General features: G+C 63.1%; 25 protein-coding genes and 1 tRNA gene. 6 read left to right on the top strand and 20 right to left on the bottom strand.

Features of this window, described 5'->3' with window-relative positions:
- The first annotated feature begins 2 nt into the window (after positions 1–2).
- A complete protein-coding gene (locus OGL93_RS17705) occupies positions 3–434 on the top strand; it encodes a heme-binding protein (RefSeq protein ID WP_263264107.1) in 432 nt (143 codons plus the stop codon).
- On the opposite strand, the gene OGL93_RS17700 is transcribed toward OGL93_RS17705, so the two are convergent.
- A complete protein-coding gene (locus OGL93_RS17700; protein WP_263264106.1) occupies positions 431–1,249 on the bottom strand; it encodes a GntR family transcriptional regulator in 819 nt (272 codons plus the stop codon). The genes OGL93_RS17705 and OGL93_RS17700 overlap by 4 nt on opposite strands.
- A gap of 163 nt (positions 1,250–1,412) precedes the next feature.
- On the opposite strand from OGL93_RS17700, the gene OGL93_RS17695 reads away from it, so the two are divergent.
- Positions 1,413–1,817, top strand: a complete 405-nt coding sequence (locus OGL93_RS17695; RefSeq protein WP_263264105.1) for a nuclear transport factor 2 family protein — start codon at positions 1,413–1,415, stop codon at positions 1,815–1,817.
- A 178-nt stretch (positions 1,818–1,995) separates the two neighbouring features.
- On the opposite strand, the gene OGL93_RS17690 is transcribed toward OGL93_RS17695, so the two are convergent.
- From OGL93_RS17690 to OGL93_RS17675, 4 genes are all read right to left on the bottom strand, one after another.
- Positions 1,996–2,069: transfer RNA gene (locus OGL93_RS17690), tRNA-Gly, on the bottom strand.
- A gap of 141 nt (positions 2,070–2,210) precedes the next feature.
- Positions 2,211–2,912, bottom strand: a complete 702-nt coding sequence (locus OGL93_RS17685; RefSeq protein ID WP_263264104.1) for a pseudouridine synthase — start codon at positions 2,910–2,912, stop codon at positions 2,211–2,213.
- Positions 2,902–3,123, bottom strand: a complete 222-nt coding sequence (locus OGL93_RS17680; RefSeq protein ID WP_263264103.1) for a cysteine-rich CWC family protein — start codon at positions 3,121–3,123, stop codon at positions 2,902–2,904. The genes OGL93_RS17685 and OGL93_RS17680 overlap by 11 nt, the downstream gene beginning before the upstream one ends.
- Positions 3,124–3,194: 71 nt before the next feature.
- On the bottom strand, positions 3,195–3,821 hold the full coding sequence (locus OGL93_RS17675) for an energy transducer TonB (RefSeq protein ID WP_263264102.1): 627 nt from the start codon (positions 3,819–3,821) through the stop codon (positions 3,195–3,197).
- 93 nt (positions 3,822–3,914) lie between these two features.
- On the opposite strand from OGL93_RS17675, the gene OGL93_RS17670 reads away from it, so the two are divergent.
- Entirely contained in the window at positions 3,915–4,709 is a 795-nt protein-coding gene (locus tag OGL93_RS17670; RefSeq protein WP_263264101.1) for a class I SAM-dependent methyltransferase, read from the top strand.
- On the opposite strand, the gene OGL93_RS17665 is transcribed toward OGL93_RS17670, so the two are convergent.
- The 4 genes from OGL93_RS17665 to plsB form a co-directional block, all read right to left on the bottom strand.
- Complete coding sequence (locus tag OGL93_RS17665; RefSeq protein ID WP_263264100.1) at positions 4,699–5,391, bottom strand: DUF4197 domain-containing protein; 693 nt, start codon at positions 5,389–5,391, stop codon at positions 4,699–4,701. The genes OGL93_RS17670 and OGL93_RS17665 overlap by 11 nt on opposite strands.
- Before the next feature lie 28 nt (positions 5,392–5,419).
- Entirely contained in the window at positions 5,420–5,812 is a 393-nt protein-coding gene (locus tag OGL93_RS17660; protein ID WP_263264132.1) for a YbaY family lipoprotein, read from the bottom strand.
- Positions 5,813–5,928: 116 nt separating this feature from the next.
- Positions 5,929–6,378: a YbaY family lipoprotein gene (locus OGL93_RS17655; protein ID WP_263264099.1), complete on the bottom strand. Its 450-nt coding sequence runs from the start codon at positions 6,376–6,378 to the stop codon at positions 5,929–5,931.
- 82 nt (positions 6,379–6,460) lie between these two features.
- Complete coding sequence (gene plsB, locus OGL93_RS17650) at positions 6,461–8,953, bottom strand: glycerol-3-phosphate 1-O-acyltransferase PlsB (RefSeq protein ID WP_263264098.1); 2,493 nt, start codon at positions 8,951–8,953, stop codon at positions 6,461–6,463.
- A gap of 177 nt (positions 8,954–9,130) precedes the next feature.
- Here plsB and OGL93_RS17645 point away from each other — a divergent pair, with 177 nt between their 5' ends.
- Positions 9,131–9,343 (top strand): cold-shock protein, encoded by a 213-nt coding sequence (locus OGL93_RS17645; protein WP_263264097.1) that lies wholly within the window; start codon positions 9,131–9,133, stop codon positions 9,341–9,343.
- Between the two features lie 133 nt (positions 9,344–9,476).
- Here OGL93_RS17645 and OGL93_RS17640 read toward each other — a convergent pair whose 3' ends face one another.
- From OGL93_RS17640 to OGL93_RS17625, 4 genes are all read right to left on the bottom strand, one after another.
- On the bottom strand, positions 9,477–9,851 hold the full coding sequence (locus OGL93_RS17640) for a hypothetical protein (protein ID WP_263264131.1): 375 nt from the start codon (positions 9,849–9,851) through the stop codon (positions 9,477–9,479).
- A gap of 31 nt (positions 9,852–9,882) precedes the next feature.
- Positions 9,883–10,707, bottom strand: a complete 825-nt coding sequence (locus OGL93_RS17635; RefSeq protein ID WP_263264096.1) for a putative RNA methyltransferase — start codon at positions 10,705–10,707, stop codon at positions 9,883–9,885.
- The gene (gene dapE / locus OGL93_RS17630) at positions 10,707–11,858 is read right to left on the bottom strand and encodes a succinyl-diaminopimelate desuccinylase (RefSeq protein WP_263264095.1); all 1,152 of its coding nucleotides are present in this window, start codon (positions 11,856–11,858) and stop codon (positions 10,707–10,709) included. The genes OGL93_RS17635 and dapE overlap by 1 nt, the downstream gene beginning before the upstream one ends.
- A 72-nt stretch (positions 11,859–11,930) precedes the next feature.
- The gene (locus tag OGL93_RS17625; protein ID WP_263264094.1) at positions 11,931–14,525 is read right to left on the bottom strand and encodes a glycosyltransferase; all 2,595 of its coding nucleotides are present in this window, start codon (positions 14,523–14,525) and stop codon (positions 11,931–11,933) included.
- A 137-nt stretch (positions 14,526–14,662) separates the two neighbouring features.
- Between OGL93_RS17625 and tcdA the strand changes: the two genes are divergently transcribed.
- A complete protein-coding gene (gene tcdA, locus OGL93_RS17620) occupies positions 14,663–15,562 on the top strand; it encodes a tRNA cyclic N6-threonylcarbamoyladenosine(37) synthase TcdA (RefSeq protein WP_263264093.1) in 900 nt (299 codons plus the stop codon).
- On the opposite strand, the gene OGL93_RS17615 is transcribed toward tcdA, so the two are convergent.
- The 4 genes from OGL93_RS17615 to OGL93_RS17600 all read right to left on the bottom strand — a co-directional run bounded on the left by OGL93_RS17615 (position 15,513) and on the right by OGL93_RS17600 (position 18,609).
- Complete coding sequence (locus OGL93_RS17615; RefSeq protein WP_263264092.1) at positions 15,513–15,926, bottom strand: SufE family protein; 414 nt, start codon at positions 15,924–15,926, stop codon at positions 15,513–15,515. The genes tcdA and OGL93_RS17615 overlap by 50 nt on opposite strands.
- Positions 15,923–17,128, bottom strand: a complete 1,206-nt coding sequence (locus OGL93_RS17610) for a cysteine desulfurase (RefSeq protein WP_263264091.1) — start codon at positions 17,126–17,128, stop codon at positions 15,923–15,925. The genes OGL93_RS17615 and OGL93_RS17610 overlap by 4 nt, the downstream gene beginning before the upstream one ends.
- A 65-nt stretch (positions 17,129–17,193) precedes the next feature.
- A complete protein-coding gene (gene dapD, locus OGL93_RS17605) occupies positions 17,194–18,228 on the bottom strand; it encodes a 2,3,4,5-tetrahydropyridine-2,6-dicarboxylate N-succinyltransferase (protein ID WP_263264090.1) in 1,035 nt (344 codons plus the stop codon).
- 33 nt (positions 18,229–18,261) lie between these two features.
- Complete coding sequence (locus OGL93_RS17600) at positions 18,262–18,609, bottom strand: ArsC family reductase (protein ID WP_263264089.1); 348 nt, start codon at positions 18,607–18,609, stop codon at positions 18,262–18,264.
- 378 nt (positions 18,610–18,987) lie between these two features.
- On the opposite strand from OGL93_RS17600, the gene katB reads away from it, so the two are divergent.
- A complete protein-coding gene (gene katB, locus OGL93_RS17595; protein WP_263264088.1) occupies positions 18,988–20,529 on the top strand; it encodes a catalase KatB in 1,542 nt (513 codons plus the stop codon).
- A 62-nt stretch (positions 20,530–20,591) separates the two neighbouring features.
- On the opposite strand, the gene dapC is transcribed toward katB, so the two are convergent.
- Genes dapC through map form a run of 3 tightly spaced genes read right to left on the bottom strand, consistent with a single transcriptional unit; the run spans position 20,592 to position 25,321 of the window.
- Entirely contained in the window at positions 20,592–21,791 is a 1,200-nt protein-coding gene (gene dapC / locus OGL93_RS17590; RefSeq protein WP_263264087.1) for a succinyldiaminopimelate transaminase, read from the bottom strand.
- Positions 21,792–21,796: 5 nt separating this feature from the next.
- Positions 21,797–24,499, bottom strand: coding sequence for a [protein-PII] uridylyltransferase (locus OGL93_RS17585; RefSeq protein WP_263264086.1), 2,703 nt, complete (start codon positions 24,497–24,499; stop codon positions 21,797–21,799).
- A 36-nt stretch (positions 24,500–24,535) separates the two neighbouring features.
- Positions 24,536–25,321 (bottom strand): type I methionyl aminopeptidase, encoded by a 786-nt coding sequence (map, locus tag OGL93_RS17580; protein ID WP_263264085.1) that lies wholly within the window; start codon positions 25,319–25,321, stop codon positions 24,536–24,538.
- Between the last annotated feature and the right edge of the window lie 284 nt (positions 25,322–25,605).

Here is a 25,605-nt window from a genome sequence, read left to right as displayed (position 1 = left end):
TTATGCACACACTGAAACTGCAGCAGGCAGCTGAAATCATCGAGGTAGCGCTGGCCCATGCGCGGGATGTTGGCTGCCCACCAATGACGGTGGCGGTACTGGACCCAGGGGGGCACTTACTGGCCCTCCAACGCGAAGACCGCAGTGGCATCCTGCGCCCACAGATTGCTCAAGCCAAAGCTTGGGGGGCGCTAGGCATGGGCCACGGCAGCCGTTTTTTGGCAGGACGAGCGGAGGCCGCCCCGGCGTTCTTCGCGGCCCTGACCGATATCTCTGCGGGGCGCATAGCACCGGTCCCAGGGGGTGTATTGATCCGTGACAGCGACGGCAACATCTTGGGGGCGGTGGGGGTCAGCGGTGACCTCCCCGATCGAGACGAAACCTGCGCAGTGGCGGGTATTGACCACCTTGGGCTGGTCGCTGACGTGGGTTAAAGGTGTTGCCCGACGCTCATGAGCTTGGCTAGATGGTTATTCGATACCAGGGCATCCTGGGCGTTAGGCAGTGCGCTGATGATCTTCTGGGCTGTCTGGTGGTAAGCCACGGCCGCCGCGCGTGCTCCGGCGGCATCACGGGCTTTTATTTTGTCCACCATGTTTTGCCGAGCGCCGTGCAGCGATTTGGCGGTGGCACGCCATTGCTTCATGGAGTCGCCGGCCAACTGCCGTGCCAGGCTGATTTGGATATTGGCCAGGAAGCGGCAGAAGATTGCCAGCAAGGTGTTGCCAGAGGCCGTGGCAACGCGGTCTAGAAACTCCGTCAGCGCTTGGCTCACCGCCTCCGGATCAGCACCGGAATTGATGCGCAGCAGGCTGCGTTCGAGGAACTCGATATCTTCAGCCGTAGCGTGCTCGGCCGCGAGTTCGGCTGCGTAGCCATTTAGCGCGCCCAGCACGCCGAGCAGTTCGGGAATGCCAATTTGCTCAAGCCGAATCATCGAGCGCATGGAGACGGCAATCAGTTGATCAGTGTCCGCCGTAACGTAGGCGCCGCTACCGTGGCGCACTTCAATCAGGCGCGCAGTGGTCAGGCCGCGGATAGCCTCGCGCACGGTGGCACCGCTGACGCCATAGGCCTCGGCCAACTGCTTTTCGGTAGGCAGCTTGCTCCCGCGCGCGAGTTCACCACCCAGGATACGGTCACGCAACTCATCGAGGATCTGCTCTGCAGCATTGCCACGCTCCAGCCGGCGAGTAGGCAGCCATTCAGCAGTTGGTTTTTTTTCAGCGGTTTTTTTGCCCAGAGGCATGCTCGTTTTTCCTTTTTAAGTCACAAGGTGACATTGTCACTTGAATATAAATGACCTAATGTAATTTACCGGCCGAAGCTTAGCGCCTTCGCCTTCGGCAAACAATCGACAGGCTGTGACCGAAGTCCCGCCAACGATGCCTCCGTACCCAAGGGGATAAAAGATGGAACTGGCAGACCTTAAAGCTATAGAAGCACTGTTTAGCGAGTTTGCGTGGTGCGCTGATCGCGGCTTGGGCGAAAAAATGGCGGCGCTGTTTGCAGAGGACGGCGTGCTTGCTATAGGTGAGCTGGAGTTTCAGGGGCACGGCCGTATAGGCCTGGTATGCCAACAGCGCGCGCAGCCACCCCGGTACACTCGCCATACGTGGTCTGGCCTGCGGGTAGCTGAAGACGCTGGTGACTGGGTGCGCACCACGGCGATTCAAACCACGTTTGAGCGGAGCGACACGAACTCATCGCCGCTGGTGCGTGTCAGCGACTTGTTCGATCAACTGATCAAGACCGAGGCGGGAATATGGCGTTTTGTACGCCGTGAGATCAGCCGACAATTGTCGGTAGGGGCATGAAGTGCCTGTGGCAGCCTGGCTAACGGCAGCGGTATGGCAGGCCAAGCACGTTTCATGGCCGCGAGGGGTTGATCAGAGGACGATGCAATATTGAGTATGGGAGCGGCAAAAACAAGAAAACCGGCTTGAGGGCCGGTTTCAGTTCAGGCGCCTATGCGGGCGCACGCTAACATCGATCTGGAGCGGGTGGAGGGAATCGAACCCTCACCTAGAGCTTGGGAAGCTACCGTTCTACCACTAAACTACACCCGCTTGAGCGGTGTACTTTTTACCAGAAAGCCTTTCGGAAAAGAACTTCTTTTTTGTGTTTCTTGGGCGTGGGGTGCGTTTAGCGCAACACGTTCGCGAGTTCCGATCCCGTAGCCGCAAGGCTTGCCGGCGTCTGGCCACCTCCTACACGGCCTCCAGGCTGGCCAGCTCTTCCTTCGTCAACGCTCGATACTCGCCAGGCGCCAGCCCAGGATCGAGGGTCAATGGCCCTATGGCCAGCCGGTGCAACCGGGTGACCTTGTTCTGAAAGTGCCCGAACATGCGTTTGACCTGATGATATCGACCTTCCATCAGGCTCAGGTGCGCTCGATTCGGCCCCAGCACGGTTAGGCGGGCGGGTAGGGTGGTCAGATTTTCGTAAGCGAAGTATAGGCCGGCGGCAAATACCTCGGCGTAATGAGGTTCGATGGGCTGTTCAGTTTCCACGTCGTATAGCTTGGGCAGTTTGCTGCCTGGCAGCGTCAGCTGTCGCGACCACTGCCCATCGTTGGTCAGCAGTACCAGGCCTGTCGTGTTGTAATCCAGTCGCCCGGCCAGGTGCAGGTCGGACCGCTCGGCTTCCGGCAGCAAGTCCAGTACTGTGGGGTGTTCAGGGTCCGCAGTGGCGCTCACGCACCCCATTGGCTTGTGCAGCATCAAGTAGCGCGCAGCCACGCCTTGCTGCACGACCTTCCCCCGCACGCACACCGTATTGAAGGTGCGCACGTCCAGGCGAGGATCATAGGCCGGCTGGCCGTCGACGCTGACCTCGCCCCGTGCCAGCGCAAGCCGCGCCTGTTGGCGGTTGAAGCCCGGCAGGTTGGCAACGAAGCGGTCAACCCGCATCGCTGGGCGTCTGAGGTTGGCCGGGTAGCGTGGCCGTTAGGTTGGCGCAGCGTGGGCAAAGGCAAGCACGGCCACGCTCGGCCTCGGGCAATGCCGCCAGTGCAGCGGCCGACACCTCCACGCTGAAACACCAGCAGGGCGCCGAGCTGCCGTCGGTTAGCGCGCACTGGTTACGGCCACCGCAGGCGGGGCAGGTTGCCGGGTCTGTCATGCATGTGTACTCAACGTAATAGGGCCAAGAAGGCGGGATTGTCGCACAGGCTCGCCGGGCCAGCCCTATCCTCAGGCGGTAACGCGCAGGTTCTGCAGCACGATCGGCCGCGCCCAGCCGCTATCGAAGTCGAACTCGCGCTGCTGGTAGATAAGCGTCTGGTCGTCGTACGGCTCGTTCGGGGGCGGGAGCAAGTCCGTTTCAAACTCGGCGATGGGCAGGTACAGCGCGCGGGGTTTGGGTGCCGGGCCGGGTGTCGGTATGGGCTGGCCGTTGTTGAGCACCAAGGGGCGGTGCCAACCGGTGTCCAGGTCCAGCTCATATTGCTGGGCTTGCACTTCCTCGGGCGGGTAGGGCTTCGCCGCTGGCGGCAGCAGGTTGGTGTCCAATTCCGCGATAGGCAGGAACAACGGCTTGGGCGGCTCCACGACCTGGTCGGCGATGTCGCAATCACGCTGCTCGTTCACCTGTTCCAGCCATTGGGTGGCGGCGACAGGTTCGCCTTCACTGGTCACGGTGTTCGGAAGCAAGGCTACCGGCGCTTCTGCGCCTTCCTCGACCCCACCATGGGCGTTGAGCGCGCTGGCGAAAAAGTCCTGCCACAGTTGGCTCACCCCGCCCAGGGTCTGGGTATTGCGCCGGCTGAAGTTACCAACCGGCGACACGTAACCAACAGGTGGGGAAATCAAATCGGTCATGACGTTCGGTGGGCTCAAAAGCTCTGGCAAAATACCGGTCAGAGTGACTATCGGCCGCCAGCGGCGAAGATTTAACCCTTTCGAGTACAACCCATGCAAGAACGACAGGCGGCGTGCCGCATCCAGGTCATGCCGATGGCGCCAGCCTTCACCGAAGCGGCGCAGGCCCTGGCAAGCGCACTGGGCTTGCCCTGCGGCTCGTCAACGGGCCCGAGCGACGGCGAGTTTGCCTTGCAGCTGGGCCCGGCGGGTTTGCAGCTGCAACAGCTAGGGGCAGAGGCGCCGGGGCCGGTCTGGGTGGATTTCCTCCAGGGCGGCGCCGCGCACCGGCGCCAGTTCGGCGGCGGTAGCGGGCAGATGATCGCCAAGGCGGCGGGCTTGCAGCCGGGCGTGCGGCCCTATGTGCTGGATGCCACCGCTGGGCTCGGGCAGGATGCTTTCGTGCTGGCGACCCTGGGTTGCCGGGTCGAGATGATCGAGCGCCAGCCGATCATTGCCCAACTGCTGCGGGACGGGCTAGAGCGGGCGCGTGGTGACGCGCAGGTAGGCTCGATCGTGGCGCGCATGCGCCTGCACCAAGGCAATGCCATCGAGTTGCTGCGTGCCTGGCAAGACGAGCCGCCACAAGTGGTTTACCTGGACCCGATGTTCCCCCATCGGGACAAGAGCGCATTGGTCAAAAAGGAGATGCGCTTGTTCCGCCCGTTGGTGGGCGATGACCTGGACGCCCCGGCGCTGCTTGAAGCGGCGCTTGCCCTGGCCACTCACCGGGTGACGGTGAAGCGCCCGCGCAAGGCGCCGCCCATCGCCGGCGTAGCGCCTTCGCTGACCTTGGAAGGAAAGTCCAGCCGCTACGATATTTACCCGAAAAAGTCCCTCAAGGCTTGAGGCTGCCGAAGACCTTCTTCGCAAGGCTAGTGGCGGCCCCGGTTGGGTTCTCACGCAGCGCTTGCTCCTGGCCCGCGATGACCTTGAACAGGCCATCGAGGGCCTTGTCGGTGACGTACCCTTCGATGCTGCTGACCTTCGGGTCGGCGCCCAGGGTAGCGGCCTGGCCGGCAACCGCATTGAATTTCTGCGCCAGGCCGATGCGGTCGGTGTTCTGCTTGATGATAGGCAGGAATTTGGCGCGAATCTGTTCGCGGCTGCTCTTGTCCAGGTATTGCGTGGCCGAATCTTTGCCACCGGCCAGGATGCCCTTGGCATCGGCAACGGTCATGTGCTTGACCGCGTCCACCAGAATGGCCTGGGCTTGCGGCATCGCCGCCTCGGCCGCGCTGTTCATCCCGGTTTCCAGTGCCTCGACCTGCGGGCCCAGGCCGAACTGCTTGAGCAACTTGCTCGCCTTGCCGAGCTTGCCGGGCAGTTCGATGCGCACTTGAGGGTCGTTGCTGAAGCCCCCAGGGGTGCCCAACTGCTTGACGGCGATCTGCGCCCCCTGGCTAAGGGCGTCTTTCAGGCCGCCGTTGGCATCGGCCTGCGACAGGTCGGCGAGCGACAGCGCGCTGGCCTGGCTCGCCAGCAGCACCGTGGCGCAAAAGGTGATCAAAGTGGCGGTTCGACGAAGCATGGCGGCACCTGGTAACAAAAGGGAAAATTCAACGCGCCGGATCGACACGAATACGCAAGGGTTGCGGGTCGCTGCCATCGAGCGCGACGGGCACGGTCTCGGTGTTGATCCACAGCAGCTCGCCGGCGGCCTCGATACGGGCGCTTAGCGCATACCGATGGCCACGTTCAACCAGGCGGGGATCGTAGCTCAATTCAAAGGGCAGAGGCACCTGTGCGCCGGAGGGGCCGGTATAGCGGGCCAGTGTCACTGCTGGGGCGTCTGCCAGGGAAACGTCGGCCAGGGTGACGCTGAGCACTGCTTCGGGCGGCAATGCGATGCGTTGTAGATAAAAGGCTTCGCCTTTCAAGGTGGCGGGCGCCGACCCGTGATGACAGCCTGTGAGCAATAGGGCGATAAACAGCGCGGCAATGGATTTCACAGCCAGCTCCAATGGTGGTTGGCCGTCCAATGTAGCCGATGCGTCGGTCATGCGCAGCCGGGGAAGCTCCGAAGCGGGCGAGGTGCCTCGCCCCGGCAGGAGCGAGGCGGGTGGGCCTATGGCTTGTCGAAGAGGTTGCCGCCGTGGATACCGGCAACAGGTGGGTTATCGATCAGGTTGCCGCCGTGGATACCCGGAACGGCTGGATTTTCAATGGGGCTCCAGCCGTGGATGCCCTCCGAGGCCACCGCGGTGACCTCGACATCCAGGTGGGTGGTTGCGTACAGATCGGTCAGCTTCTCAGAGACACCGCGTTTATGCGGGCGGTCGCGGTGATGGACCTCGGCGATCACCAGATACCCCCGCGCCGGGACGACGCTCCTTGGGTCATAGTCGAGGCGGTACGTCAGGGGGCCGCCCGCCGAAACCAGGCGGGCCATGCTGGCGATGGTTTTCTCGGCAATCCCCCTGGCAGACACTTCCTTGAGGGTCACGGTAAGGGTGACTTCGGGCAGCAGCTCCCGAGTCATGTAGTGGATGTGGCCGGTCAGTTTTGCTGTGCTCATGAAGATCTCCTTGAATGAAAAGCCCGGCGCTCAGGCCGGGGCTTCAAGGTAGCGGGGCGATCTTAGGCGCAGCGGTGCTTATTTACCCGCGGGCTGGCTCTGCCACTGCCAGCTCGTCGTTGCGTTGCAGGGTGACTTGGCGGATGGACAGCCGCACCTCCGCCGACAGCACCCGCTTGGCCGCGCCTTCGGCCAGCTCGCCGAGGCGGTCCTGATACCCGAGCTTGCCCTCCTCGTTGCGATGCACCACGCCGGCTTCCACCAGTGCCTGGATAAAGTGGCGGAACAGGGTTTTATCAAAGAACTCCGGTGCGTTAAGCCCGTGCAGGATCGATATACGCTGCGCCATGACCGTGGAGAGGTCTTCCAGGGCTTCGGCCGTCAGCCCGTACTGGCCGTGGTTGAGCAGCAGCGCGATGGCCATGTAGAAGCGTTGCAGGGTCTGGGTGATGCCGCGCGCCAGCAGCGTAAGCAACACGAACTGCCGGGAACTGGGCGCCGGGCGCAGGTAAGTGTCCGCTTCGCGGCGCAGCAGCCCCTGGCTGACGAACGCCTCCAGCCATTGGTCGATGACGGCGTCCAGCTCCTCCACCGACCAGCGAATGAACAGCTCGGCGCGCAGGAAGGGGTACAGCGCCTTGGCGAAGCGCAGCACCTGGGCGCGGTCGATCTTCGCGGCGCTCTGGAACAGGCTGGCCAGCAGGGCAGGCAAAGCGAACACATGCAGTACGTTGTTGCGGTAATAGGTCATGAGGACCGCATTCTGTTCGGTCAGATACAGGATGCGACCCAAGGCGTCCGTTTGTTCAGCTACTAGGCCCATGCCCTTCACATGGGCGATCAGCGCCAGGCCGTCGCCTTCGGGCACCGTGGTATAGGGCGAGTAAGGCACCGAGCGCAGCAGCGCGAGAAAGACGTCGAGCACCCGCGCCAGGGCGCTTTCATCCAAGGCTTGGCGGGAGGTAGACAACAGCGCGAGCGCTACCAGGTTGGCCGGGTTGATCGCCGCGGCCTCATTGATGCCACAGGCCACTCGCTCGCCCAGGCGGTGGGTCGCCTGGTTAAGCCAGGCTGGCTTGAAGTCCTCGACGGGCGGCTCGCCCCGCCAGCCCGGCTGCTGCTGGTCCAGGAACTCGCTGAGCCTGATCGGCTGGCCGAAGTTGACCGACACCTGGCCAAAGCGCTGCTTGAGCGCACCCAGTACCTTGAAGATGTCCAGCAGCGATTCTTTCTTCTTGCTCGCGCCGCGCAACTCGCCGAGGTAGGTCCTGCCTTCGAGCACCCGTTCATAGCCGATATACACCGGTACGAACACGATAGGCGTACGTGACGAGCGCAGGTAGCTGCGCAGGGTGATGGCGAGCATTCCGGTTTTCGGTTGCAGCATGCGCCCGGTTCGCGAGCGGCCGCCCTCAACGAAATACTCCACCGGGAAGCCTTTGGTGAACAACGTGTGCAGGTATTCGTTGAACACCGCTGTGTACAGCGGGTTGCCCTTGAACGTGCGGCGCATGAAAAACGCCCCGCCACGCCGCAGCAGCCCGCCGATGACCGGCATGTTCAGGTTGATGCCCGCTGCAATGTGTGGAGGGGTGAGGCCGTTGCGGAACAGCAGGTAGGACAGCAGCAGGTAGTCGATATGGCTGCGATGGCAGGGCACGTAGATGACCTCGTGCCCTGGGGCGATCTGCTGCACCTGCTCGATCTGGCTGACCTTGATGCCGTCGTAGATCTTGTTCCAGAACCAGCTGAGCACCACTTCCAGGAAGCGGATCGCCGTATAGGTGTAGTCCGAGGCGATTTCGTTGCCGTAGCGCAGGGCCTGTGCCTCGGCTCGTTCGGGGCTGATGTTCTCGCGAGCAGCCTCATCGGCGATGGCCTGGCGCACCAGCGGCGCATGCACCAGCCCTTTGACTAGGTGGCGGCGGTGGGAGATGTCTGGGCCAATGACCGCAGCCCGCTGTTGGCGGAAATGTACGCGCAGCAGCCGCTGAGCCATGCGCACGGTGCGCTCCGGGCCCTTGCCGGCGTCCACCAGGGCGCGCAGGGAGATAGCCGGCGCGAACTGCACGCGGGTCTTGCGACCAAGGATCAACACCGTCACCAGCCGGCGCAGGCGCCCGGTAACCGCCCAGCTGTCAGCGAACAATAGTTTCCAGGGGCTCGACTCGCTGTCTGGCGATAGCCCCCAGAACACGCTTACCGGGACCAGCAAGGCATCTTCGCCCGGCTGTTCGGCGCAGGCTGCGACCAGCCGCTGCAAGGTCGGCGGCGCGCCGCGTTTATCTTGCCGGCCAAGCCAGTCAGCGTCTGGGGTCAGGTAAAAGTACGCTCTGGGTTCGAGCACTGGACCCAGCGCCACCGGTAGGGCGGGGCGTGGCAGGCCCATGCGGGTGCATTCGTGATCGACCACTGCCAGGTCCGTGGCCGCGGGGCTTTCGAGTACGTAGACGATGGGCCGGCTTCGGTCCAGGCTGGTGCTTGCCCCAGGGTTGATGGTTTCCGAGCGGACCCATAGGTAAAGGATCCGACGCAGTGCACTGAATACGACGCGGTGCAATACAGAAGGGGTCATACGTGGTTGCTCAGGTAAACAAGCGCACAGTGTGACAGATCATTGAAAAAAAGCCTCGCAAAGGGCCTTTTTTCCGGAGATCGCTGGCATATACTCGGACGGCTTCGGGGTTGCTGGCATCAGGCCATCTCCCCGTGGTCAAGGGACGTTGGAATAATAAAAACCGGAGTAGTGCAGATGTCTTCTCGCGAAATTGGCAAGGTCAAGTGGTTCAATGATGCCAAGGGCTATGGCTTCATCCAGCGTGACAGTGGGGGCGCGGACGTGTTCGTTCACTACAGGGCCATTCGAGGGGAGGGCCATCGCACCTTGCAGGAAGGCCAGCAGGTCGAGTTCGCCTTGATCGAGGGCGACAAGGGCCTGCAAGCGGGTGAGGTCGTCGGCCTCTGACGCCACCGGGTTTGCCCGGGCCTGCATCGGGCGGCAAGGTGCCACGCCGGTGCCGCGTCGGTCGCTTGTGGGCCTGGGCGCTGCCCGGGAACGAATTCGCTTTCAGGCCGGCTGCTCCAGGCCGCTCAGCGGTTCAGGTGCGCCAGGTGATTTCCTGTTCACCCTCGGCGCTGACCCGTATCCAGCGGTCGGCGTCCTCCTCGCCTTCTTCCTCAACCCAGCCGCCCGGCGCGCAACGCACTTCCACCCTCAGCGCCGCATGCGCCGCGCGCGCGCAGGCAAGGTCATCGGCCCACGGGGTATGGTCGCTTTCCAGGTAAAGGCTGTTCCATTTGCCCACGGCCAGCGGGACCCAGGTCACCGGGATGTCACCTGCCTTGCATTTCCACACCTGGCCCTTCTGCGCCCAGGCGGTGCAAGGGCCCAGCGCCTCGGTCAGCCAGGCGGTGATGGCCTTGTGGTCGACATCGGCGTCCTTGAGGTAGATCTCGATATCCGGTTGCTGCATGGTGTGCTCGCTGAATTGGAGGCTCATGGCGCTACGGCGTAGCGCCTGGCTCGGTAACGAAGTAATCGTATCGCATGGAAACGGTCACCGTGAAAGGGCCCGGCCAGTCGATCACCGCCGCGCGTCGTTCGGCGCTGGCCCGCCAGCCGTGGGGCGTCATCGCCAACAGGTTGGCTCGGCTGTCCGGGGCGATCAGGCGCAGCCGGTAGGTCAGCACCTCGGAGTGAGCCAGGGTCATCTCGGCCGGCACCCGCGCCAGGTGCTTGTCGTCGACGTATTCCCGCACCTCGTCGTAAAGCTGCTGGCGCAGCTCCATCAAGTGCTCGCGGGTGGGGCCAACGCGCATCAGCCCGCCACCGGGGCGCAACAAGCGGCAGGCTTCCTGCCAGTCGAGCGGGCTGAACACGCTGGCGATAAAGTCGCAGCAGCCTGAAGCGAGCGGCACCCGCGCCATGCTCGCGACCAACCAGGTGGTTTGCGGGGCTCGCCGGCAGGCACGCTTGACCGCCTCGCGTGAAATGTCCAGGGCAAAGCCTTGTGCGTCGGGCAAGGCTTGCGCCAGCTGGGCGCTGTAGTAGCCCTCGCCGCAGCCGATATCCAGCCAACGCGCTGGATGCCGTTGCCGGGCAAGCTCGGCCAGGCGCTCGGCCACGGGTGCATAGTGGCCTTCCTCGAGGAAGCTGCGTCGTGCATCCACCATGGCCTGATTGTCACCCGGGGCACGGCTGTTCTTGTGCTGCACCGGCAGCAGGTTGAGGTACCCCTGGCGCGCGCGGTCGAAACGGTGGCCTGCCGGGCAGGCGACGCCGTTGCCGGCCTGCGCCAACGGGGCGGAACAAAGAGGGCAGATGAGCATCAGGCGAGCAGCTTCACGAGGGTCTGGTAGTAGATGTCGGTCAACAGGTCGAGATCACTGGCCAGCACCCGCTCGTCCACCTGGTGGATGGTGGCGTTGACCGGCCCTAGCTCCACCACCTGGGTACCGAGGGTGGCGATGAAGCGCCCGTCGCTGGTGCCGCCACTGGTGGAAGGCTCGGTGTCGCGGCCGGTCACGTGCTTGATCGCACCCGCTACCGCGCTCAGCAGTTCGCCCGGTTGGGTCAGGAACGGCAGGCCGGAGAGCGCCCAGTCGATGTGCCAGTCCAGCCCGTGCTTGTCGAGAATCGCGGCCACCCGCTGTTGCAGGCCGTCCACGGTCGATTCCGTGGAAAAACGGAAGTTGAACACCACGCTCAGCTCGCCCGGGATGACGTTGGTGGCCCCGGTGCCACCGTTGATGTTGGAGATCTGGAAACTGGTAGGTGGAAAGAACGCATTGCCATCATCCCAGTGCTCGCTGGCAAGTTCCGCCAGCGCAGGCGCCGCGAGGTGGATCGGGTTGCGCGCCAGGTGCGGGTAGGCCACGTGGCCCTGCTTGCCGCGTACCCGCAGGGTGGCGCCGAGCGAACCACGGCGGCCGTTCTTGACCACATCGCCCACCAGCGTGGTGCTCGAAGGTTCGCCGACGATGCACCAGTCCAGCCGCTCCTGGCGTGCCTTCAGCCGTTCCACGACGGCCTTGGTGCCGTGGTGCGCGGGGCCTTCTTCGTCGCTGGTAATCAAGAAGGTAATCGCGCCACGGTGGTCCGGGTAATCGGCCACGAAGCGTTCGGCGGCCACTACCATTGCGGCGAGGCTGCCTTTCATGTCAGCCGCGCCCCGGCCACAAAGCATGCCGTCGGCGTCGATCAGCGCCTCGAACGGCTGATGCTGCCACTCCTGCGCGGGGCCGGTGGGCACTACGTCCGTGTGCCCGGCGAAGCAGAGCACCGGTCCGTCGCTGTTGCCGTGGTGGGCCCAGAAGTTATCCACGTCTTCGATGCGCATGGGTTCCAGGGCGAAGCCCGCTGCGCCGAGGCGTTGCATCATCAACGCCTGGCAGTCGGCATCTACCGGCGTGATCGACGGGCGACGGATCAACTCGCAAGCCAGGGCGAGGGTAGGCGAAAGATCAGCGGCGGCCGTCATTGGGTCACTCCGGGCAAGGCGGTAAAAAGGCTGCGTATGGTAAAGCAAAACGCCCGCGCCGGCAGCGGCCGCTCAGGTATCGCCCAACGCGACCCCCGCTGCCCGCCGCAGCCTGGGTGCCGCCGAGAGCAGCGCCATGGCTACCGCGGCCAGGTAAGGCAGCGATTGCACCAACAACATCACCAGCCACCAGCGCGCGTCTGAATTGGGCAACCCCTGGGTCAGGCATATCCCCAACGCGGCGCCCCATAGCAACAGCAGCACGTACAGCTCCTCTCGCGCCTCGCCCAACGCCTTCAGCAGCCCAAGCGCATCGGCGAGCTTGGGTGTACGCATGAATGGCATGCTTTGAGTGAACAACCCGTACAACACCGCCTTGCCGATGGTGTGCGACAGCGCCAGGCCGGCGATCGCGGCGCTCAGTGCGCGCCCTAGCGACAGGCCCATGGCGCGGCGATAGACGAAAAGCATCTTGCCGACCTTGAACACGAACAGCGCCAGCGGTGGAATCGCGAACACCAGCAAGGGCGGCTCCACCCGGTTGGGCACGATGATCATCGCGCCGGACCACAACAGGGCGCCGAAGGTGAAGAAGATATTCATGCCGTCGGCGATCCACGGCAGCCAGCCGGCCACGAAGTGATAGCGTTGGCCGCGGGTCAGTTGCCCGTCGCTGCCCAGGAGAAGGGCACGGGCATGGCGCTTGAGGATCTGCACGGCGCCGTAGGCCCAGCGCAGGCGCTGTTTCTTGAAGTCGCTGAAAGTATCGGGCATCAACCCCTTGCCGTAACTGTGCGGATGATAGGCCGCCGACAGCCCTTCCTCGAACACCCGCAGGCCCAGCTCGGCGTCCTCGCAGATGCACCATTTGGCCCAGCCCAGGCGTTCCAGCACACTGCGCCGGATCAAGGTCATGGTGCCGTGCTGGATGATCGCGTCGCGATCGTTGCGGGTGATCATGCCGATGTGAAAGAACCCTCGGTACTCCGAATGGCACAGCCGTTTGAACAGGCTGTCGGCGTCGTCGCGGTAGTCTTGCGGGCTTTGCACGATGGCGATGCGCGGTTCGGCGAAGTGCGGAACCATGTGCTTGAGCCAGGCCGGGTCCACGCAGTAGTCGGAGTCGATCACCGCCACCACTTCCGCGTCAGCGGCGGTGAAACCCAGCAGGTAGTTCAGCGCACCGCCCTTGAACCCGTCCAGGGGTGCCACATGGAAAAACCGGAAGCGCGGCCCGAGCGTGGCGCAGTGAGCCTGCACCGGCTCCCACACGGCAGGGTCGCGGGTGTTGTTGTCGATCACCAGCACTTCGTAGTCCGGGTAGTCCTGGGCGGCGAGGGCATCGAGGGTCGCGATCACCATCGCTGGCGGTTCGTTGTAGCAAGGTACGTGGACCGACACCTTCGGCCGGTAGGCCTGGTCATCCAGCACGGGCGCGAATTGCCGCCGGCGCTTGCGGGTCCACACGGCCTCGGCGAGCTCGTGGGCTTCAGTCAGCAGCACGATGGCAACGCCGAGCACCCCGAGCGCCAGCAGCCCACCCACGGTGAGGCTGAACCAGGTGCTGTATTGCTGGCTGTAGTCGTAGGCGATCCACACCAGTACCGATCCGCACAAAAAGGCAATGAAGGTCAGGAAGGCACGACCCCGCTGGCGCAAGCTGGAGCCGTCGATCAGCAACAGGGCCAATGCCACCAGCGCGAGTACCGCCGAGGCGGTTGCCAACAGCCGCCATTGCGGAATGGCCACCACCGGGCCAGTGAAATTGAATTTGGGTTGCCGCGCTGCGTTGAACACGCCCCAATACGCGCCGACTGCGCCTTCGTCGCCCGCTTTCCACGGCTGGTCATAAGCCTCGATCACGAAGTAGTCGTAGCCCCGGCGGTTGAGGGTGTTGACCAGTTTGCGCAGATAAACCGCCTGGTCGGCCTGGGTCGCGTCGGCCCCACCGCGCATACGCCCATTGCTGGGCCAGCCTACTTCCGACAGCAGCAGCTGTTTTTTCGGGAATTGCTGACGCAGCTCGCGGGCGCGATCGAGTACGAACTGCCCGGCGTCTTCCATTTTCACGAATTCCCAATAGGGGAGGATGTGCGCGGCAATCAGGTCCACGTGCCTGGCGAGGTCCGGATGATGGGTCCAGATGTGCCACTGCTCGGAGGTGGTGACCGGGACTTTCACCGCTGCCCGCACCCGGTCCAGGTAGCCCATCAGCTGCTCGGAAGTCACCTCCTGGCGAAACAGCGCTTCGTTGCCCACCACCACCCGCACCACGCTGCGGTAGCGGTTAGCCAGGTCGATGCCGGTGGAGATTTCCTGCTCATTGCGTGCCAGGTCGTTGCCGATCCAGATGCCCAGCGTGACCTGCAGCCCGGCGTCTTCGGCCAGCCGCGGGATAGCCGCCTGGCTGCCCGCTACCGAGTAGGTACGCAGGCTCTCGGTGTATTGGCTCAGTTGTTCCAGGTCCTGGCGGATTTCCTCTTCGCTGGGGTATCGCCCGGCTTGGGGATTTTGCCCCAGGCGAAAGGGGGAATAGGAAAATCCGGCAATGCGGTCGGGCCAGTTAGGGGCCCCAACGGGCCGGTTGATCAGTGCCCAGCAGCCGATGAACAGCGCGGCGATGGCCACGACTGTCATCAGGTTCAGGCCCAGCTTGCGGGTAGGCATTAATGCAACGTCCTTGTGGTTTCTCAACAGCTGAAACCAGACGGCGCGGAAAGTTGCCGTGCCGTGATGAACGTCGGCTTTCGCTTCGCCTGCCGGCCGACGCCCGTATAATCGCCGCTCGATCCAGAGGTACGGCAATGAGCAGTGATGATCCAAGGTTTGGCGGGGTGGCCCGCCTGTATGGCGCGGAGGGCTTGGCCCGTTTGCAGGCGGCGCATGTGGCGGTGGTCGGCATAGGCGGCGTAGGCTCGTGGGCGGCGGAAGCGTTGGCGCGCTCTGGCGTGGGCGAGATTTCCCTGTTCGACCTGGACGACGTTTGCGTCAGTAACGCCAACCGTCAGGCCCACGCGTTGTCGAGCACGGTCGGCCAGCCAAAGGTCGAGGTGATGGCGCAGCGGCTGCGTGACATCAACCCGGCGTGCACCGTGCATGCGGTGGCGGATTTCGTCACCGCCGAGACCTTGCCCGAATACATCACCGACTCGCTCGACTATGTGCTGGACTGCATCGATAGCGTCAACGCCAAGGCCGCGCTGATCGCCTGGTGCAAGCGCCGCAAGCTTCCAATCGTCGCAACCGGTGGCGCGGGTGGGCAACTGGACCCTACTCAAGTGGGTATCTGTGACCTTAACCGTACTCGCAATGACCCGCTGGCCTCGCGGGTACGTTCGCTGCTGCGGCGGGACTATGGCTTTTCCCGGAATACCTCGCGCAACTATGGCGTGCCCTGTGTGTACTCCACCGAGCAGCTGCGCTACCCAGCGGCGGACGGCGGCGTGTGCCTGAGCAAGGGGTTCGTGGGCGAAGGGGTGCGCCTGGACTGCGCCGGCGGGTTTGGCGCGGTGATGATGGTCACCGCTACCTTCGGGATGGTGGCCGCGAGCAGGGTCGTGGACAAGCTGGTGGCCGGCGTGCGGCGGCCGTCGGAGCGCAAGCCTGCGCAATTTTCTATTTGCGAGCCGTCGCCGGATGGCCGGCCCTTCACTGCTACGGATGGCCCTCCGCCAACGCTCGCATCCGCCGCAACACGGCGTTAAGGCCATTGCTCCGCGAGGGTGTGAGCTGGCGCTGCAGGCCAAGCCCTGCAAACCATTGTTGCAAGTCCACCTCTAGGAGGGCGGCTTGGTCCAGGCCATTGACTCGGACCAGCAATAGCGCGAGCAGGCCACGCAGCAACCGCGCGTCACTGCTGGCACGGAAATACCAGTGGCCGCTGTCGAGATGGGCCACCAGCCACACTTGGCTTTCACACCCGTGAACGAGGTTGGCATCCGTTCGCTCCTGCGCCTCGAGGGGCACCAGGCGCTCGCCTTCTTGCATCAGCAAACGCGCCCGGGCCTCCCAAGAAGTGCAGCCTGCGAACCTCTCAACGGCCGCCGCGGCTTCGGTCGAGAGGGTCAACGCAGCAACTCCATGGCACGGTCCAGGGCTTCGAAGAAGCGCTGCAGGTCGTCGGAATCGTTGTACATGGCGAGGGACGCGCGGATTGCGCCGTTTACCCCCAGGGTGTTGAACAGTGGCATGGCGCAGTGATGGCCTACTCGCACGGCAATGCCTTGGTCGGTCAACAGATGAGCCAAGTCAGCGTTATGCACACCCTGAACGACGAAACTCGCCAGGGCCTTGTCTGGCGCGCCCAACAGGCGAACGCCTTCGCGATCCCCCAGCCCACGCAGCAACTGCTGATGAAGCTCATGCTCGTGGGCCATCACGGCTTTTTCGTCGAGCGAACCGAGCCAGTCCAGGGTGGCGCCGAGGCCGATCACCCCGCCGATCGGTGGCGTCCCCGCCTCGAAGCCCAGTGGAGCCGGGTGAAAGCTGGCGTGGTGATAATCGGCTTGGTGCACCATTTCCCCGCCGAATTGCCAGTGGCGCAGCTTTCCTAGCGCCTCGCTGCGGCCGTACAGCACACCGACACCGTCCGGCCCATACAGCTTATGGCTGGAGAAGACGTAGAAATCGCAGCCCAGCGACGCCAGGTCCTGGCGGCCATGTACTACGCCTTGGGCGCCATCGATGACCGAGAGGGCACCCTGCTGGCGGGCCAGCGCGATCAGTTCAGGCAGGGGTTGCAGCGTACCCAGTACGTTGGACAGCTGGGTGACGGCGAGGATGCGTGTTCGGGGCCCGACCAGATTGCTGGCAAGGGCAAGGTCGATACGCCCGTGAGCATCGGCTGGCAACACCACTAGCCGCGCATTGCGGCGAATCGCCAATTGCTGCCACGGCAACAGGTTGGCGTGGTGTTCCAGCGCACTGACGGCGATTTCATCACCGCTGTTCACCTGATGCTCCAGCCCATAGGCCAGGAGGTTCAGCGCCGAAGTTGCGCCGTGAGTGAAAATCACCTGGGCTGGTGCTCCGGCATGCAGCCACTGGGCGACCTTCTCGCGGCACTCTTCGAACGCCTGGGTCGCCAGCGCGCCTGGCAAATGTTGGGCCCGATGGACATTGGCGGCGCCGTGTGTGTAGTAGTGGCTGAGCGCATCCAGCATCGCCTGCGGCTTCTGGGTGGTGGCTGCGCTGTCCAGGTAGGTTTGCTGCTGCCGCTGCAGGGCGGCGAGGGCAGGAAACTCTGCCCGCCACGGGGAAGGCTGGAACATGTTCGGAACCCTGGCACCGGGCGGCGGCGTTCGTTAACAGCCCAACGCCGCCCCGGTGACCGTCATCAGTTATGGGCGTGCAGCGCCTCGTTGAGCTCGATGGCGGACTTGTGCGTTTTGCATTCGACCGCGCCGGTTTCCGAATTGCGGCGGAACAGCAGGTCGCTTTGGCCTGCCAACTCGCGTGCCTTGACCACTTTCACCAGCTGGTTGGCGTCGTCGAGCAAGGCCACCTTGGTGCCGGCGGTGATGTACAGGCCGGCTTCGACCGTGTTGCGGTCACCCAGGGGGATGCCGATACCGGCGTTGGCGCCGATCAGGCAGCCTTCGCCGACCTTGATCACGATGTTGCCACCGCCAGACAGCGTGCCCATGGTCGAGCAACCGCCGCCCAGGTCCGAGCCTTTGGCGACGAACACGCCTGCGGACACGCGGCCTTCGATCATCCCCGGGCCTTCGGTGCCAGCGTTAAAGTTGACGAAGCCTTCGTGCATGATGGTAGTGCCTTCGCCAATGTAGGCCCCCAGGCGTACGCGCGCGGAGTCGGCGATGCGCACCCCTGCCGGCACCACGTAGTCGGTCATCTTGGGGAACTTGTCCACGGAGAACACTTCCAGCAGCTTGCCCTTGAGGCGAGCTTCCAGCTGGCGCGCGGCGAGTTCGCCCAGGTCGATGGCGCCTTCGCTGGTCCAGGCGACGTTGGGCAGCAGTGGGAAGATCCCAGCCAGGTTCAGGCCGTGAGGCCGCGCCAGCCGGTGCGACAGCAAATGCAGCTTGAGGTAGGCCTCGGGAGTAGAGGTGAGCGCGGCGTCTTCTGCCAGCAAGGTAGCGACCAGTGGCTTCTGGCTTTCGGCCAGGCGAGTAAGCAGCGCGGCCTGGGTGGGGTCGATGGCCTTGAGGGCTTCGGCCAGCTGCGAGGCCTGCGTGGCACCGAAGGTGATGGCCTGGTTGCCGCCGGTGTAGCCCAGCAGTGTGCTCACAGCCTCCACTAGGGCAGGGGCGGGGGTAACCAGGGGATGTGCGTAGAACACTTCGAGCCAGGCGCCCTGGCGGTTTTGGGTGCCGACACCAAAGGCCAGGCTGAACAGGGTATTAGACATGCAGTATTCCTCTTGCAAGGCGGGGCCAGCTGATCAGTTCAGGGCCGCCGCGTAGTGGTCTGGCTTGAAGCCGATGAGGGTTCGGTCGCCCAGGTCGAGTACCGGGCGCTTGATCATCGAAGGCTGGGCCAGCATCAATTCGATGGCCCGTGCCTGATCCAGCCCGGTCTTGTCGGCGTCCGGGAGTTTGCGGAAGGTAGTGCCAGCGCGGTTGAGCACGGTTTCCCAGCCATGGGCCTCGCACCAGCGGGTCAAGCGCTCGCGGTCGATGCCTACCGTTTTGTAGTCATGAAAGCTGTAGGCGATACCATGCTCATCCAGCCAAGCGCGGGCTTTTTTCATGGTGTCGCAGGCCTTGATGCCAAAAAGAGTGTAAGCCATGTGCGTGAAGCAGCGGCCCGGTGGGCCCCAGCCTTTGCTCCGGAATTGAGGGGGCGGGAATTATGCGACATCGCTCGAGCTGGCGCCATGACTGTGTAGTCGCCGGGCGGGCCGGTGAGGGCGTTGGCAGCGCGTCGGCCGCTGTCCCGTAGGCTTCATCGGCGGGGTAATTGTTCGGTATGTGACCCGGTAATTCCGGATGCAATTGTCAGCGCATTTACATGTATACATTACGCGCGCGGACTAACTTCTTTACATGAAATGTCATATATTCCATTTGCGTTACTGAATTTTTATTTATCAGCGTTATAGGAGTTTTCAATTACAGCTAAACGGCTTCCGCTCTCTACGATTAAGTGGCTGTTACCACAATAATCCATGAGGGATACCATGAAACTAACTAACTTGAGTAGCCAGGCCCTAGGCGTTGTTGCCTTTGGCGCACTGGCCGTTTCCTCGGCCATTGCTACGCCCCTGACTCGCGATAACGGCGCGCCGGTAGGTGATAACCAAAACTCGCAGACTGCAGGCGCCACTGGCCCCACCTTGTTGCAGGACGTGCAGCTGATACAAAAGCTCCAGCGCTTCGACCGCGAACGTATCCCGGAGCGCGTGGTGCATGCTCGCGGCACGGGCGTTAAAGGTGAATTCAGTGCGACCGCGGACCTGTCCGACTTGACCAAGGCCAGGGTCTTCCGCGCTGGCGAGCATACGCCTGTGTTTGTGCGCTTTTCCTCGGTGGTACACGGTAACCATTCACCCGAAACCCTGCGTGACCCTCGCGGTTTCGCCACCAAGTTCTATACCGCCGATGGCAACTGGGACTTGGTAGGTAACAACTTCCCTACATTCTTTATCCGCGACGCAATCAAGTTTCCCGATATGGTCCATGCTTTCAAACCGGACCCCCGCACTAACCTGGATGACGATTCCAGGCGGTTCGATTTCTTCTCTCATGTTCCCGAGGCTACCCGAACGTTGACGCTTCTTTATTCCAATGAAGGAACGCCCGCGGGTTATCGCTTCATGGATGGTAACAGTGTGCATGCCTACAAGTTGGTCAATGCCAAGGGCGATGTGCACTATGTCAAGTTTCACTGGAAGAGCCTGCAGGGTGTGAAGAACCTTGATCCGGCGGAAGTGGCCAAAGTCCAGTCCACGGACTACAGCCATATGACCAACGACCTGGTAAAGGCGATCAACAAAGGCGACTTCCCCAAATGGGACCTGTATGTCCAGGTCATCAAGCCCGAAGACCTGGCCAAATTTGAATTCGATCCGCTGGATGCGACCAAGATCTGGCCAGATGTGCCCGAGCGCAAGGTTGGCCAGATGGTGCTGAACAAGAACGTGGACAACTTCTTCCAAGAAACCGAGCAAGTGGCGATGGCGCCGTCCAACCTGGTGCCGGGTATCGAGCCGTCCGAGGACAGGCTGCTGCAGGGCCGGATCTTCTCCTATGCCGACACCCAACTGCACCGCGTGGGCACCAATGGGCTGAGCCTGCCGGTCAACCAGCCGCGGGTGCCGGTGAACAACGGCAACCAGGACGGCGCCATGAACGGCGGCCACACCACTACCGGAGTCAACTACGAGCCAAGCCGGCTGAACCCGCGCCCGGCCGATAGTGGCGCGGTCTACAGCCAGCTACCGCTAAGTGGCACTACCCAACAGGCGAAGATCCAGCGCGAGCAGAACTTCAAGCAAGCGGGCGATCTGTACCGCTCCTATAGCGAGAAGGACCGTCTGGACCTGATCCAGAGCTTTGGTGAATCCCTTGCGGGTACTGACGCGGAAAGCAAGCACATCATGCTTTCCTATCTGTACAAGGCGGACCCCGAATACGGCACTGGGGTCACTAAGGTTGCCAATGGCGACCTAAGCAAGGTGAAGGCCCTGGCCGCCCAATTGCAGGATTGACCCGCTCTGCCCCGGCCTTGCGGATGCAAGGCTTGGGGCCTGGCGCACGCTAAGCGTTGCGCCTACGTACGTTGCTCGACGAACGCGCGAACGCGCCGGGCCGCTTCGATGCATTCGGCCAACGGCGCTACCAGCGCCATGCGCACGCGGTTGGCGCCGGGGTTCACGCCGCCTACTTCCCGCGACAAGTACGACCCAGGGACCACGGTCACGTTCTGTTCGCAGAACAGCTCACGGCAAAATGCCTCGTCGCTCATCGGCACACCGGCCCAAAGGTAGAAGCCGCCATCCGGCCGCTGCACGTCCAGCACAGGGCCTAGGATCTCCAGTACTGCATCGAATTTCTCACGATACAGGTCACGGTTTGCCCGAACATGGGTCTCATCGTTCCAGGCCGCGATGCTTGCCAGCTGGGTCGGGATCGACATGGCGCAGCCGTGGTAAGTGCGGTAGAGCAGGAATGCCTTGAGGATCTCGGCGTCCCCGGCGACGAAGCCCGAGCGCAGCCCCGGGAGGTTGGAGCGCTTGGACAGGCTATGGAACACCACGCAGCGTTTGAAATCCGACCGGCCCAGCGCGGCGCAAGCACTCAGCAAGCCTGGCGGAGGGGCGCCCTCGTCGAAGTACAGTTCGCTGTAGCATTCGTCGGCGGCAATGATGAAGTCATGTTCGTCGGCCAGCGCAATCAGCGTTTTCAGGGTGTCCATGGGGATCAACGCCCCGGTCGGGTTGCCCGGCGAGCACAGGAAAAGCACCTGGCAGCGCGCCCACACCTGAGCCGGTACCGCGTTGAAGTCCGGATTGAAACCCTGTTCTTCAAGGCAGGGTAGGTAATGCGGCTGCACGCCGGCCAGGATCGCTGCGCCTTCGTAGATTTGATAGAACGGGTTGGGGCTCACGATCAAGCCGTCCTCTTCGCGTTCGGCCACGGTTTGCACAAAGGCGAACAATGCTTCACGGGTGCCGTTGACGGGCAGCACGTGGCGCGCGGGGTCGAGCCAGGCGGCGGGCACCCCAAAGCGATGGCCGCACCAGCGGGCGATGGCTTCGCGCAGCGCAGGCAAACCCGCGGTGGTGGGATAAACCGACAGTTGGTCGAGGTTATCGGCCAGTGCCTGAGCCACGAACGCAGGCGAGGCATGCTTGGGTTCGCCGATGGACAGCGCGATGTGTGCCATGCCCTCCGGTGGCTGGGCCCCGGCCATCAGGGCGCGGAGCTTTTCGAAAGGGTAGGGTTGCAAGTGCTCGAGGGCGTGATTCATCGGGTCTAGATGCTCAGGCGGGTCAATTCGATGCCAGGGGACTGGCTGACGCTCAACTGCTCGACGATGGCGTCCTGCAGGCGCGCGCACAGCTGCGGGTCCGCCAAGGGTTGGTTGTTGGCGTCGGTGAGGAAGAACACGTCTTCCACTCGCTCGCCGAGGGTCGCGATCTTCGCGTTCTGCAGCGACAGGTCGAACTCCAGGAAAATCTTGCCCAGGCGCGCCAACAGGCCAGGCCGGTCCGGCGCGCTCAGTTCCAGAATGGTTACCGGGCGCTGGGCGTCGGTATGAATGGTGACTTGTGGCGCGAAGGCGAAGTGCTTGAGCTGACGCGGCACCCGGCGCTGGATGATGGTCGGGTAGTCGTCCGGGTTGCGCAGGGCTTCGGCCAGCCCGTCGCGAATCTGCTGGATACGCTGGGGGTTGTCGCCGATCGAGTCACCGTCGTTATCCAGCACGATATAGGTGTCGAGAGTGAACTGGCTGCTGGAGGTGATGATCCGAGCGTCGTGGATGTTCAGGTTCAACTGGTCCATTGCGGCCACTGTCACGGCAAAGAAGTCGTGTTGGTCCGGCGCATAGATGAAGATCTGGCTGGCGCCCTCGAAGTCTCGCTGGGTGGTTTCCCGGATCAGCACCAAAGGGCCGCCGTCCAACGGTTGCTGAAGGATGGCCTCGGTATGCCAGGCAACATCGGCGGCCGTATGGCGTAGGAAATAATCGTCGCCCAGTTGGCTCCAGAGCTGTTCGACGTCATCCGGGTCGGTGCCACCCCGTACCAGGATGTCCAGCGCCGCGGCTTGGGTCTGGCGAATCTGCTCTTCGCGATCGAGCGGGTTTTCCAGGCCCCGACGCAGCGCACGCTTGGTTTCGGTGTAGAGCTGGCGCAGCAGGCTGGCGCGCCAGGAGTTCCACAGGCTCGGGTTGGTGGCGTTGATATCGGCCACGGTCAGCACATAAAGGTAATCAAGGTGTACTTCGTCCCCCACCAGTTGGGCGAAGTCATGGATCACCTGCGGGTCCGAGAGGTCCTTGCGCTGGGCAGTGGTGGACATCACCAGGTGGTTTTGCACCAGCCACACGATCAGCCGGCTGTCCCATGGCGGGAGCTGGTGCCGCTCGCAGAACGCCTGCGCATCGACCGCGCCGAGCTCGGAGTGGTCGCCATTACGGCCCTTGCCGATGTCGTGGTAGAGCCCGGCGATATAGATCAGCTCCGGCTTGGGCAAGCGGCACATGACCTTGCTCGCCAGTGGGAACATCTCCGACACAGGTGTGTACTGGAGCTTGCGTAGGTGCTTGATCAAGTTGAGCGTGTGCGCGTCCACCGTATAAATGTGGAACAGGTCGTGCTGCATCTGCCCGACGATATGGCCGAACTCAGGCAGGTAACGGCCCAGGATGCCGTAGCGGTTCATCCGCCGCAGGTTGCGATGGATGCCGATCTCGCATTTGAACAGCTCAATGAACAGGCTGGTGTTGCGAATATCGTGGCGGAAGCTGTCGTCGATCAGGTGGCGGTGTTCACGCAGCAGCCGGATGGTATCGGCGCGCACCCCTTTGATCTCCGGGTTCTGCGCCATCAGCACGAAGATTTCCAGGATCGCGAACGGGAAACGCTTGAATACGTTGGGCGCCGTGGCCTCGATGTAGCCGTCGTGGAGCTGGAAGCGGGCGTTGATCGGCTGCACGCTGGCACCGGTTTCGCCTGCGAGCAGTTCTTCCTCGAAATGCTGGATGATCAGGTCGCTGAGTTCGGCGATGCGCATCACCACCCGGTAGTACTTCTGCATCAGCGCTTCGATGGCCAGCTTCGCATCGCTGTCCTGATAGCCGAGCAGCTCGGCGATTCGCCGCTGATAATCGAACAGCAAGCGGTCCTCTGAGCGCCCGGCGAGCATGTGCAGGGCATAGCGCACCTTCCAGAGGAACTCCTGGGAAGCGGCCAGCAGGTCACTTTCGTTTTCGAGCAGGAACCCCTGCCCGGCGAGCGCCTGAAGGTTGAGCGTGCCGTATTGACGGCGCGCGACCCACAGGATGGTCTGGATGTCGCGTAGCCCACCCGGGGAGCCTTTGACGTTGGGCTCCAGGTTGTATTCGGTGTCGTTGTACTTGTGATGGCGAGCCTTTTGCTCGGCCCGCTTGGCCAGGAAGAATTCCTTGCTCGGCCACATGCGATCCGGAGCGGTCACTTCCAGCATGCGCTTGCGCAGGCGTTCGGGCCCGGCGATGGTGCGGCACTCCATCAGGTTGGTGATCACCGTCAGGTCGGCGCGCGCTTCCTCGGCGCATTCTTCTACCGAGCGCACGCTTTGCCCCACTTCCAGGCCGATGTCCCAGAGCAGGGTGAGAAAGCGTTCGATCGAATCCCGGAATACTTCGTGATCGGCGTCTTCGAGCAGGATCAGCAGATCGATGTCCGAGAAAGGGTGCAGTTCGCCGCGGCCATACCCGCCGACGGCAACCAGGGCGATGTCCGCTTCCTCGCTCCAGTCGAATTGCGTCCAGGCCTGCTGCAGGATGTTATCGACGAACCAGGCGCGGTCCTCCACCAGCCGGCGGATATCCCGGCCGCTGGCGAAGCGTGCGTCCAGCACCTCCCGCGCCTGGCGGATGGCCTTCTTGAACGCAGCCACAGGGCTGGACTTGAGCGCCAGTTCCGCCTGGAACTGACCGCGATCAAACAACTCCGGATCCACCTGTGGCATCGGGCGCCTTCCTTCTATAGAGACAAGCTCACGCTTTCAGTGCGAGGAGGTGCGGGGCAGGGTGTCGTCCCGGCGAAGCGTAAGGATTTCATAACCATCGTGGGTGACCAGCACCGTGTGCTCCCACTGCGCCGAGAGCTTGCGATCCTTGGTGATCGCGGTCCAGCCATCGCCCAGCAGGCGGGTATCGGCCTTGCCCTGGTTGATCATCGGCTCGATGGTGAAGATCATCCCTTCCTTGAGCTCGACACCGGTACCGGCGCGGCCGTAGTGCAGTACCTGCGGCTCTTCGTGGAATACCTTGCCGATGCCGTGGCCGCAGTATTCGCGAACTACCGAGAAACCGTTCTTTTCAGCGTGCTTCTGGATAACTTCGCCGATATCGCCCAAGCGCGCACCGGGGCGTACCAGTTCGATGCCTTTATACATGCACTCCTGGGTGACCCGCGACAGCTTGGTCGCCCACTCGGGCACCGTGCCGACGTGGAACATGCGACTGGTATCGCCGTGGTAGCCATCCTTGATCACGGTGACGTCGATGTTCAGCACGTCGCCGTCCTTGAGCGGCTTCTCGTTGGGAATGCCATGGCATACCACGTGATTGATCGAGGTGCAGATCGACTTGGGGAAGCCCTTGTAGTTGAGCGGAGCGGGGATGGCTTTCTGCTCATTGACGATGTAGTCGTGGCAGAGGCGGTTAAGCTCGTCTGTGGTTACCCCGGGCTTGACATACGGCTCGATCATTTCCAGCACTTCGGCGGCCAGGCGGCCGGCAACGCGCATCTTTTCGATGTCCTCGGGGGTCTTGATGGTTACGGTCATACAGGCTCTCTCGGCACCATCGGTGCGGGTAAAGAATTTCCAAAGGGGCGATTCTACCATAGGCCTGCGCCGGGCGGCCCGCGTCGACCCGTGAGCACACTTTGGGCTGTTCTGCGTGGTTTCTCTTTGCGGTGTTGTGTGATATAAAGTGCGCCGCTTTGCGGGGGTGTGCTCCGCAGGGCTTGAACCCACACACGTATCGACACGATGACCTGGGTGCCCGGGCCGCGAGGCCATGGGTTGGATCATTGGGATGCGTGGAGGCCTAACCCGACTTATCAAGG

It is taken from the genome of Pseudomonas sp. RIT-PI-S (genome assembly GCF_025642975.1).
Classification (GTDB): domain Bacteria; phylum Pseudomonadota; class Gammaproteobacteria; order Pseudomonadales; family Pseudomonadaceae; genus Aquipseudomonas.
This window is presented reverse-complemented; position numbering and strand designations above follow the sequence as displayed.